This is a genomic window from Methylobacter sp. (assembly GCF_023227905.1).
In the GTDB taxonomy this organism is placed as follows: domain Bacteria; phylum Pseudomonadota; class Gammaproteobacteria; order Methylococcales; family Methylomonadaceae; genus Methylobacter_A.
This window is the reverse complement of the sequence record NZ_JALOCF010000089.1, coordinates 1-10,674: the sequence shown is the minus strand read 5'-3', so window position 1 is coordinate 10,674 and position 10,674 is coordinate 1. Positions and strand designations below refer to the sequence as shown.

Here is a 10,674-nt window from a genome sequence, read left to right as displayed (position 1 = left end):
GGTGTTTATTTTGATTTCACAGGTAATCAATGGAAAAAAGTGGACGGTGAACATGAAAAATAGTGTTCACCCTAATGAGAATACCCACATCTGCCTGACTTTGTCGGGTGGGTGTTTAGACGGGGTATAAGATTAGAAACTGAGGCGTCGAACCTGGGCTTAATCTCTCAACAGATACCCTATACAAAGCTGAGCGATTGCTGGATTGTAAATCAATGCCCCGACCCTGAGAGGGAAGATTTCTTTGGCCATTAATCCGAATCTTAGATTCAACTCACAAGCGCATTCTTAGTGATATTATTTAACAAGAATAAACATCTGATGTAACTGACTCTTGGACTTCAACCCCGGCACCAACTGATGAGGGACTGATATGACGTATCCTGTTAATAAGCCACTGCGTCTACTGCTGGTGGGTGCTACGGGGGCTGTAGGAAGGCAGGTGCTGGCTTTGGCCCTTGTCGACCCGCGCATTGAGCAGGTGATTGCGCCTACTCGTCGTCCGTTGCCAAACCATGCAAAATTATACAACCCGGTAATCGATTTTACCCATTTACCTGTCAGTGCAACCTGGTGGAAGGTTGACGCAGTGATCTGTACGCTAGGCACGACCATTAAGGCCGCCGGCTCTCAGGCGGCCTTTGCTGCTGTCGACCGCGACTTGCCAATTCAAGTGGCAAAACTTGCAAAAGCCGCTGGTGCTACGCGCTTTGCACTGAACTCTTCCCTCGGTGCAAATCCTGCCGGAAATTTCTACTTACGCACCAAAGCTGAAGCAGAGGCCGGGATTCGTAATATTAACTATCCGAGTTTTACGATAGTCAGGCCATCGTTGATTGATGCTGTGCGCGATGAATCGCGTATGGGGGAGAGGATAGGACTGATTATTGCCCAAATTTTTCGGCCACTGATCCCTCTTCGTTACCAGGCAGTCAAAGCCGAGTGTATTGCTCTCGCGCTACTGGATGGGGTTTTAAAAGGTCAATCCGGTGAATGTATTATCGAATCCGAGCAACTTCAGAATAAAAAAACGTCCAATGAGGAGTAATGGCCGGATTTCGTCATTCAGTCGACAGGCATTCGACAAAGGATGAATAATGTCGAATGTCAAAACTGCAAGCGAGCCGAACAGTATCCGGTTACCCGATAACATACCCATCTTGCAGGTTATCCGGTCAAGATAAACTGAAGGGAGAGGATATGATTGTTGGCGGATAAAACACACTGCCTTCAAAGAGACAGTCACTGAATCAGGCTATGCGAAAGGTATGCTCAATCGTTCTGTTCACTTACGCCCTGACAGGCTGTGCTTTTTTTCAGCATCACCACCCAAAGCAAATTATTGGCGCAACTGAAGTGGTTGAAATTGTCGATGCGAACCTCAGCTTCAAAGCGCGCGTCGATACCGGTGCCAAAACTTGCAGCCTACATGCGGAGGATATCAACATTGATGCCTCAGAAGGAAACCTAGAGGGCCAACCGATTTCATTTCGTATAGTGAACAAGAATGGCCAGTCTAGACAGATTAACACGCGAGTAGCTTCAGCAGTGATGGTGAAGACAGCCGAAGGAAAAGAGCGGCGATACACGGTGCCATTAACGGTGAAATGGCACGACTCAGAAAAAACCATTCTCTTCACGCTTAATGACCGTCTGACTATGGAATATCCTATATTGTTAGGTAGGAATTGGCTGCGTGGTCGTTTTCTAGTGGATGTTGAAAAAAACAGTGATGATTAGCGGGCGAAGTTTCCATTTCTACACACCGCACGACATAAGTTTCTGTCCCATGATTACCTAATAATGCTTTAGCTGGAAAACGGCTTTCAATATTTGCCATCAATCAGCATTGAATTTTCCAGCCAAAAGATTTTCATGTGTAACAATATCAATATGATAGCAGTGGTTACTGGAAAATTTAAACGCCGTTTTCCACCCTGGTACTCATGAGCAGAACTTTGGAATCAAATCGGCAGAAACTTAGGCAGCACAAAAGTGTATCTTGGCATCCCGGTTGAGAAGCTAAATGAGTGTACTTAAGGGAAATCTCGCCTAAACAAGATAGCCTATGACACATATGTAGACCTTCTTATTTCATCTGCAAACATAACTTTTCACTGGAATCCAGGGTAAGCAGGGTTTTCAGGGTATTGTCACGAAATACAAGGAAAGGCGCCATCTAAGGAACATGTCAGATGCAAGTCACCTTACGCAACAAACCTCCAAGATAGACCGGACCGACAAATATCCACTGGCATTAGTCCAAGTTAAGACGACTAGAAACTTGTCACTCGACAGCATCAGAACGAACGGAATTGTCTATTACTTTATAGTCGTAGACGATTCTTGACCAGGAGCCATGACTTTGGCAGTTGCCAAAAAATCAAAGAAATAACGTCGGGGTGAAATTCGATAGGAAAACAACAGGCCGCAACCAGAGACGGCAGGGTCTTCAGGGTCAGGCTTGGCGACATCTTCTAAAACTTAGTCTCAACAACCGCGACGTTAATTGTCTCGAATCGGTCAAGCATAGGCACAGACCGTAGAAGCGATTTACCGCTGTGTTAACAGCGACTGGCACAATTCACCCCATTACTAAGGCCTTGGCTTTTTAAAAGCCAAGGTCTAATTTGTATGATTGGATGAGAGGGATTTTAAATTTTTTTGAATGCCTTATGGAAATTAGTAGGGTGGTTGTGGAAACGTATATGGTCAGGCGCATTCAATCGTTTTTTATTTTGATTAAAGGCGGGGGCAATGTAACCCCATTCCCCAGTGCGGGAAAAATAAATCACATAATCGATTTCCGCGCCTTTCCACTTGTTTTCCACTTTGATCGACTCGTCGTTCGATTCGACAGTTTTAACTTGGATTCGATAATAGTTATTTTCATCATCAGCAATCACTAAGTCTGTTTTTTTGCCGTGATCGATGGCAGGAATTAATACTTCCCAACCGTCGCTCATGAACCACGCAGCGACGAGTTTTTCATAGGAAAGCTGTTTGTGAGCAGCAAGAGTTTGCTGTTTGATTTTGGAGCTTTTTACAGGCATGACATTACCGTTATTAATGGTTAATGCCGTATGACACCCGTTCTATGCGGTGGCCCTATATGTATACGGTCCGAGGTAGCCTAATAGCCAATCCTCCCGGTTAACATCGATTACTGAAGATAACAGTATTGAGCAGAAAAGGTTGCCACACCTTACAAATCAGGATATCGCCTATCTTTGTATTAAATCTACTCGCAGCAATAGCTGACTGGTGATGCGATCGTTAAAAAGGATAAATGCTCAGTCGCTTTCTTGTCAATAGCCGAGCTCTTTAACTATTTGCATATAGTTTGAATCCGAGGCCTGTGCAGGCATCAAAGCCTACGGACCCTGCTAACCACTCTGCAAAACATAGCAGTGAATAAAGTGCATCCATATAGAAAACTTCCTGGGAATAAGGGTTAGTACTATCTAATTAATATCTTACAATGTTCCTGGCTGAAAAGGTTCGCGTTGACAGCTGGAAAACGGGTGAGGCTGAGTTACAATTGAATCAAAGAACTGAAATTCGGTTCACTAATAATACGATCCTAATAACAGTCTTCTGCTTAGCATCCGGTCCTGCTCCAGAGGCAAAGTTTGCGGTCATTTTCCAGTCTTTTCTTGGTCCTTACGGCCGTAGTAAAAACTCCGAACCTACAAAGCCTGATAAAAACATCTCTGCTTAATTTTATCAAGTATTACTTAGCGGAAGACTATAAACACGCTAAGCCGGTAATTCATGAAGTACAAAAAACTACATCATCAAATGTAAACTGCTCCAAGTATCTAACGCATCTGACGTGGGTCTCGGATTTTCAAAGAAAAAATAAGAATTCCTAATGACGTACAATCCAAGTTTTCAGCACAACCATTCCAAAACGATAACAGAGGATTTACTTCAAGGACTCTGGGCTACGCGCATCAACGTTCCGCCAGATTTGATACAGAGCCTGCGCGGCACCGAAACACATACACGCAACGATTATCTTGGTCGAGTGGTTTTCGAGTTTTTTCAGAATGCAGTTGATCGGGCGGAGCGACGCATCGACATCACGCTTGAGGCCGAGCCAAGTAAGGCCTCCTATCAACTTGTCGTTGCTAACGATGGAAAGCCGGTGTCCATTGAAGCATTGAATGATCCTGTTACTCTCCGCTTTTCGCTGCCTTCGGGAGATATTCAGGAGCTGGCTACACGATATGGGGCCGAACTGCACAGCGACTTTCAGGCGCTGTGCAATATTCACAACAGCACCAAAAAGGCAGGGCAATCCATCGGCAACAAGGGCGTTGGCTTCAAGTCAGCATGGGAATTTGCCCGTAGCATTACTATCGCTTCAACTTTGCCGGACGGACAACGCTATGCTTTCTGTTTTCATCAGACACTAAACCCTATTCAAGTTCGTGATACTACTTGTTTTTGGCCCGGGCTTGATGCGCGTCTGCGAGAGGCTGCTGCCAAACTGCTGGAGGGCGCTCAAGGTTTGCCAAGTTTCTATTTCCCTGAGCATTGTGTAGATGCAGAAGTCTACTTCATAGGGCGGGAATGGGCAAAAACCGTCATCATCCTTGAAGGTATTGACGAGGATAGGCGCATCAGATTAGAGGACCGTATTGAAGAATTTCGCCAAACGCCGTTGTTCTTTATCAATCAATTGCGCGGACAGGATGGTCGTAAACGCCCCAGCGATATTAAAGTCACTACGCATTTTCGAGGCAATCCCCAAATCCAGTCAACTCGCGTTCCCGGCGATTGGATGGTGGTGGATGAAACCCTGCTCGCTGATCTTTGGTCAGAGCAGAAGGAAGCGCTGTGTGATGCTGCCCGCGAATTAAACTTCATCATTGAACAGCCTTCCTTAGCAATCGCCTTTCCTCCCGAGCGGCAAAGAGAAAGCGACGTCATGGAAGAAGACGAAAACTGCAGCAGGTTTTTTTGCTATTTGCCAACATATGTAGACTGTGGCTTTGGCGTACAAATCCATGCGGACTTCATGCTCGACATGTCCCGTAAACATATTGAAGTTGCCCAGAATCCCTATAACAAGGCTCTGCTGCATCTATCGGGAAGGCTGCTAGGTCGAGCTTTAATGTCATTGCCAGACCTGCACGTTCGTACCGATGTGATGGGGTTCCTGTTGCCAGGAAAGGCAAGTAATCCTGCTGCCGAGGAACTGAAACGCGGCCTGGCCCTGGAACTCCACTTACCCATGGAGAAAACAGCCGACCCTGCAACGATGCGCACTTTTCTTGCTGCCGTTTTTCCACCCTCGCGATCCGCTTGGCCGGAAATTCGTTACATCCAGACCCTAGCTTTTCTGCGAATTTGGTGTGTCCGCCACTATGGCGAGTGGAACAATTCTTTTCGCCAGCGCATACAGCCATTCATCAACCTGTTACGTGAGCAGCAAACGCCAATACTTCCCGAGCGTTCAGAAAACGGTGTGGTCAGAGTTGCCTTGCCGCTTCCCAATATTAGCAGCGAAGGACGATTGAGCGGTGGCAGAGGTATTTTCTGGCATCGCAAATTGGATCGCGAAGGCGCTGAGACAATACCTCTTGAGATTTCTTTGGCTGACACAAAAATCGAAGGGTTAGCAGTTACGGAGTGGGACAAACTGTCCGACAGTGATAAGAAGCTTTTAGGGTTATTGGATTTTAATCTGAGTGAAATCGCGCAACGCCTTCGGATTCATATCGAAACCCTCGTAAGAGGGGGAGAGGTGATTCAGTCAGAATCTCTGCCATTCCGTCCTGAGGCTGTGTTGCGCTTCGTCGTTGGGCTTTTGCAGCGTTCGGAAAAGATCGACTTAGATCACGTTCAGCCTCTGGAGTTCTTGTCATCGCCCGGAAAAATCGCTGACAACTTGTCGAAAATGTTGTTACCAGTAAAAGGGGGAGGATGGCGACTGGGCCGTGAGGTCAGGTTGTTAGATAATGTAACGGATAACCTAGTCACCAGATTGGAGTGTTTAAGTTCCAGTCCGCTGGATATGGAGCGTTTTAAGTCGTGTGTTCACGTAACTGACCAACATCAGGCAAGACAATTCGCCCTAGCACTCGGCGTGTGGCCATGCCTGCCCCTAACGCAGGTAGGAGAGACATGGAGACTTCCCTTTGACTTGGCCGATTTGGAAGCCGAAGAGTTACGCAAGTCGTTTTATCAATCCTTTATTCATGCCTGGAGATATTGGAGCCAAGCTGACCAGGATATTGCTAAACAGATCGCACATGTTCTCGAGACGTCCGCCACGCCTTGGCTGCCACTTGATAGTGCCTACAACACATCTTTCAACCGTTACGCGCGTCCTCTTGAAGTACTCCTGGTGAACGAGCGTGATCGCAAGCGGCAGTCATTTTTGTTGAAAAAAGTAGCGGCCGACGCCAATGAGCAAACTGCCTTGGAAGCGGTAGGCGTAGCCTCGGCAACCGATGCTAGTCTCGACAAATTATTGGTACTGTTGGCGTTTATGAGCAACGGTTCGGCGGGTGATGAAGAATTGCGTGGACGCTACCGGACACTGATGCTAGAACTGGCTCGACGAGGACCTACTGAGCAGGGGCAAGATAAACTTAAGGCACTACCTCTGCTGGTCAGCCAAGCAAATAGCCGACACTGGTTTTCTGTCGAGCAAGGTAATGAAATCTGGTTTGTGCCACGAACGTCACAACACTTGCGCAAAGAATTCCGAGACGAGTGCAGTTTTCTGGGTTTAGACATGGATACCTCCCAATGGCTTATACAGATATTGGGTGCACGGCAATTTTCTCCTATGTTACAGATGGGGTCTGGTGACCCTGAGGCTCCGGATTTCACTCCGCCTGTGCGTTGTGGGGATACTAAAGATCGATTACAGTCCAACTATCTAGCCGACCTGATGTTGATCGCGGAAGGGGCTGCGGTGGGTGGAGGAACCCGCACTCGTGATGCAATTGTGGATGCTTGGCGAAAGCTGATTTGCAGGCGCGGCGAGCGGGTATGGGTTAAAGCATCATTGGATGGACGAGAGCGATTCATTGGTAAAGATATTAACCATATAGATGTCTTGCTAAATGATAGCGATGGCGCTCTGGAAATCTGGCACGACGCGCCTTTAGCGCATCTCGATAAGCATCTACACCTATTTGCTGAACCGCTGGCTAGCGGCGTTTTTGGTAATCGTCTGCTAATCGATGCCTTTGCTGCCTACCTAGGGGCAGGCGAGCGACAAGAATATTGGCTTGCCGACCGCTATGGCATCACCGACGACGAACGGGTCGAGATGCGTAGTTATCTGATGAGTGAGTTTCTATCCGGCGAAATACTTGATCAACTGGTTGAGGCGCTCTACACGTTGCCGGAATGGCAAGGGCAGGCAATCGATAAGGATGAACTGCGGACACGGTGGTGGGATATGAGTTTTTATTTAGACCATGGTCTGGCTCTTGATGCACGTGGTTTGCGCGATCGCTTGCCCCCGCATCTAGCCGAACGGCTTCCGCTGATCGATCCAACCATGATCAATAAGCGACGATGGGAGCAGTCTATCGATAAGGAGAAGCTACACAAAGCCATACTTACAGCGCTTCTTGATGCTGGGATGGCAAACTTGCAGACTGAAGCTGCTAAAAAGCTCGAGTTACTGTTGGTTGAGCCAAAAGATCTGTCTCGCTTCGATTTCGATCCCTGCATAGAGCAACAACAACGCATCGCTGAGCATTTTGGCATAGATATGAGTTATCAAAAGTGGAGTGAACGGCAGAAAATTTCTCTTAACTGGCTTTCTGCCGAACGAATTCTTTCAGGCGACATCCAGGATGTTGCGGCTCTCTCCACACCGTTTGCAACACACTCGTCTTCGAAAACCACTATTTCGAACGTGAGCCAGTCAGCCACGCGCAAAATAAAAAAGACAAACCAAACCGAGCGCGAGCAAAAAACTCGCGATAATCATCGTGCAGGAGTCACCGCCGAACATTCTGCGGCGATCGCTTCTGTACGTAACCTGCTCAACAATCCAGACATAGCCAGTCAATGGGCTGAGGTAATAAGAGTCTGGCAGGCTGTGCAAGGTGAATTCGATGATCTACCTGATTTCCCTCTTTGTTGTCCGCAAGACCCACACGATCTTGTTCGTCTTTTGCATGTGGCTTTTAGCTTTGGCGACGGACTTGGATTCGATGTCATCGAGATAGGGAGTCAGTTATCCGACGTTTGGCTTGCAGAGGTAAAGTCAGCCGCCGGGGGGCGTCTATTCCTATCTGAAAATGAACGTCTGAAGGCGCTTCGCTATGAAGAAGTAAGTGTTCTTAAAGGTCGCTGGCGATTGAAGGTGTGGCTAGGAGATGGGAAATGGACTGATGACCAACTTACCCATGATGTGATAAATGCTTTTAATGATATTGAAACCAGATTGGCCGGGAATCAATTCGTCAAGCCTGAGGGTTGGGTATTCCAGCTCGACGTAAGATGAGAATACTCTGTGAACCAATGTTTTCGACAAGTATAAGGGGGAGGCGATGCGATCGGCCGGGCAATCTTTAAACCCGAATCTGTCACGCGGCTTCACCGCCTTGGCACCTTCATAACAAGCCAAATTTTTTACTGCGAGCCAATTTTAACGGGTACACTACGGCCTGAGCTAATGTTTACTTTCATCGACAGTGATCTGAATTCATCGTGATTTTGCCTGACCACTTCATCCAACAGTGCCAAGTTTTGGTTGGTATGAGCAATGTGATTGCCGATCAGGCCAGTTTGCGGGTGTACGAATGCGACGCTTTGTCCGCGTATCGTCATCTGCCGGCACTGGTGGTTTTGCCGGAAACGGTGGAGCAGGTGCAAGCCCTGTTAAAGCTTTGCTCGACACATCAGATTCCGGTTGTGGCGAGAGGGGCCGGCACCGGGTTGGCTGGCGGGGCTTTGCCGGTCGAAGGCGGCATTGTCTTGGGATTGAGCAAAATGAATAAGATTTTAGCGATTGATCCAGTCAATCGTACCGCGACATTACTGCCCGGTGTGCGCAATCTGACCATTTCCGAAGCCGCCAAAGTTCATGGTCTCTACTACGCGCCTGATCCCTCCTCACAAATTGCCTGTAGCATTGGCGGCAACATCGCCGAAAACGCCGGTGGCGTTCATTGCTTAAAGTACGGATTGACCGTGCATAACGTACATCAACTCAAGCTCGTGACGATCGATGGCGAGTTATTGACTTTGGGCGGTAGCGGCCTCGATATGCCGGGTTACGATTTGCTGGCGTTGGCAATTGGTTCGGAAGGGTTGCTTGGGGTGGTCGTGGAAGTCACCGTGCGTCTGTTGCCATTACAACCTCAGACCCTGGTCTTACTCGCTGCCTTTGCCAGTGTCGAACAGGCCGGCGCCGCGGTAGCGGCCATTATTGCCGACGGCCTCTTGCCGGCGGGCCTGGAATTGATGGATAACGCCGCCATCCGTGCGACTGAGGCGTTTGTTAACGCGGGTTACCCAGTCGATGCGGCCGCCATTCTGCTATGCGAACTGGATGGCATGCCCGAACAGGTTGCTGCCGATAGTGCTCGCGCCGAGTCGATTCTACAAGGCAACGGCGCCACCGAAATTCGCACAGCCAGTGATGACAATCAGCGTAAACGCTTTTGGGCTGGGCGCAAAGCGGCCTTTCCGGCAGTGGGGCGTATCGCCAGCGATTACTATTGCATGGACGGCACCATTCCGCGCAAACATCTGGCCGCCGTGTTAAAGCAAATCACTGAGTTGGCTGATCACTATCAATTGGGCGTAGTCAATGTGTTTCATGCCGGCGACGGCAATCTGCATCCACTCATTTTGTACGACGCCAACCGGCCGGATGATTTTGCCAAGGCCGAAACTATGGGCGGAAAAATTCTAGAGCTTTGTGTGGCCGTGGGCGGCACGATTACCGGCGAACATGGCGTCGGCACCGAAAAACTCGGCCAGATGTGCGTACAGTTTCAGGCTGCCGAACTGCAGCAATTCCATAGGCTGAAACACGCTTTCGATCCACGCGGATTACTCAACCCCGGCAAAGCAATTCCCACCTTGCACCGCTGTGCGGAACTTGGGCAGATGCACGTTCACCACGGCCAATTGCCTCACCCAGAATTGGAGCGGTTTTGATGCGCGAACAGGATCTAAGCGAGAACCTCCAGCAACAAGTGCAACAAGCCGCTGCAACCGGCACCTCACTGCGTATCGTTGGCAGTAATAGCAAAGCGTTCTACGGGGGAGACTGTCAAGCGGCAGCCCAGTTACCCATGGCGGGCCATTGCGGTATTATCGACTACGAACCCAGTGAACTGGTGGTTACCGCCAGGTCCGGCACTCCGCTCAACAACATTGCTAGCCTATTGGCACAACACAGGCAAATGCTGGCTTTCGAACCACCCGGTTTGGGTGAACAGGCAACCTTGGGCGGCACCTTGGCTTGCGGATTTTCCGGGCCACGGCGGCCTTTTGTCGGCAGTGCTCGCGATTTTATGCTGGGTTGCAGAATCATCAACGGTGATGGCGAAGTACTGAACTTTGGCGGCCGGGTGATGAAAAACGTGGCTGGATTCGATGTTTCCCGGTTAATGGTGGGTGCGTTGGGAAGTCTGGGGGTGCTGCTGGAAGTCTCGCTCAGAGTGCTGCCGATTCCCGAGT

At 48.9% G+C, this 10,674-nt stretch carries 6 protein-coding genes; 5 read left to right on the top strand and 1 reads right to left on the bottom strand.

Annotation, left to right across the window (positions count from 1 at the left end; all coding sequences use genetic code 11):
• Window positions 1-373 precede the first annotated feature (373 nt).
• Window positions 374-1,048: an NAD(P)H-binding protein gene (locus tag M0R47_RS20770; protein ID WP_292558269.1), complete on the top strand. Its 675-nt coding sequence runs from the start codon at window positions 374-376 to the stop codon at window positions 1,046-1,048.
• Between the two features lie 209 nt (window positions 1,049-1,257).
• A complete protein-coding gene (locus M0R47_RS20765) occupies window positions 1,258-1,740 on the top strand; it encodes a RimK/LysX family protein (protein ID WP_292558268.1) in 483 nt (160 codons plus the stop codon).
• Window positions 1,741-2,654: 914 nt separating this feature from the next.
• On the opposite strand, the gene M0R47_RS20760 is transcribed toward M0R47_RS20765, so the two are convergent.
• Complete coding sequence (locus M0R47_RS20760) at window positions 2,655-3,053, bottom strand: group I intron-associated PD-(D/E)XK endonuclease (RefSeq protein WP_292558267.1); 399 nt, start codon at window positions 3,051-3,053, stop codon at window positions 2,655-2,657.
• Between the two features lie 821 nt (window positions 3,054-3,874).
• Between M0R47_RS20760 and M0R47_RS20755 the strand changes: the two genes are divergently transcribed.
• From M0R47_RS20755 to M0R47_RS20745, 3 genes are all read left to right on the top strand, one after another.
• A complete protein-coding gene (locus M0R47_RS20755; protein WP_292558266.1) occupies window positions 3,875-8,485 on the top strand; it encodes an ATP-binding protein in 4,611 nt (1,536 codons plus the stop codon).
• Window positions 8,486-8,739: 254 nt separating this feature from the next.
• A complete protein-coding gene (locus M0R47_RS20750) occupies window positions 8,740-10,149 on the top strand; it encodes an FAD-linked oxidase C-terminal domain-containing protein (protein ID WP_292558265.1) in 1,410 nt (469 codons plus the stop codon).
• Window positions 10,149-10,674, top strand: a 526-nt coding sequence (locus M0R47_RS20745) for an FAD-binding protein (RefSeq protein ID WP_292558264.1), incomplete at its 3' end; no start/stop codon positions are given. The genes M0R47_RS20750 and M0R47_RS20745, both read left to right, overlap by 1 nt.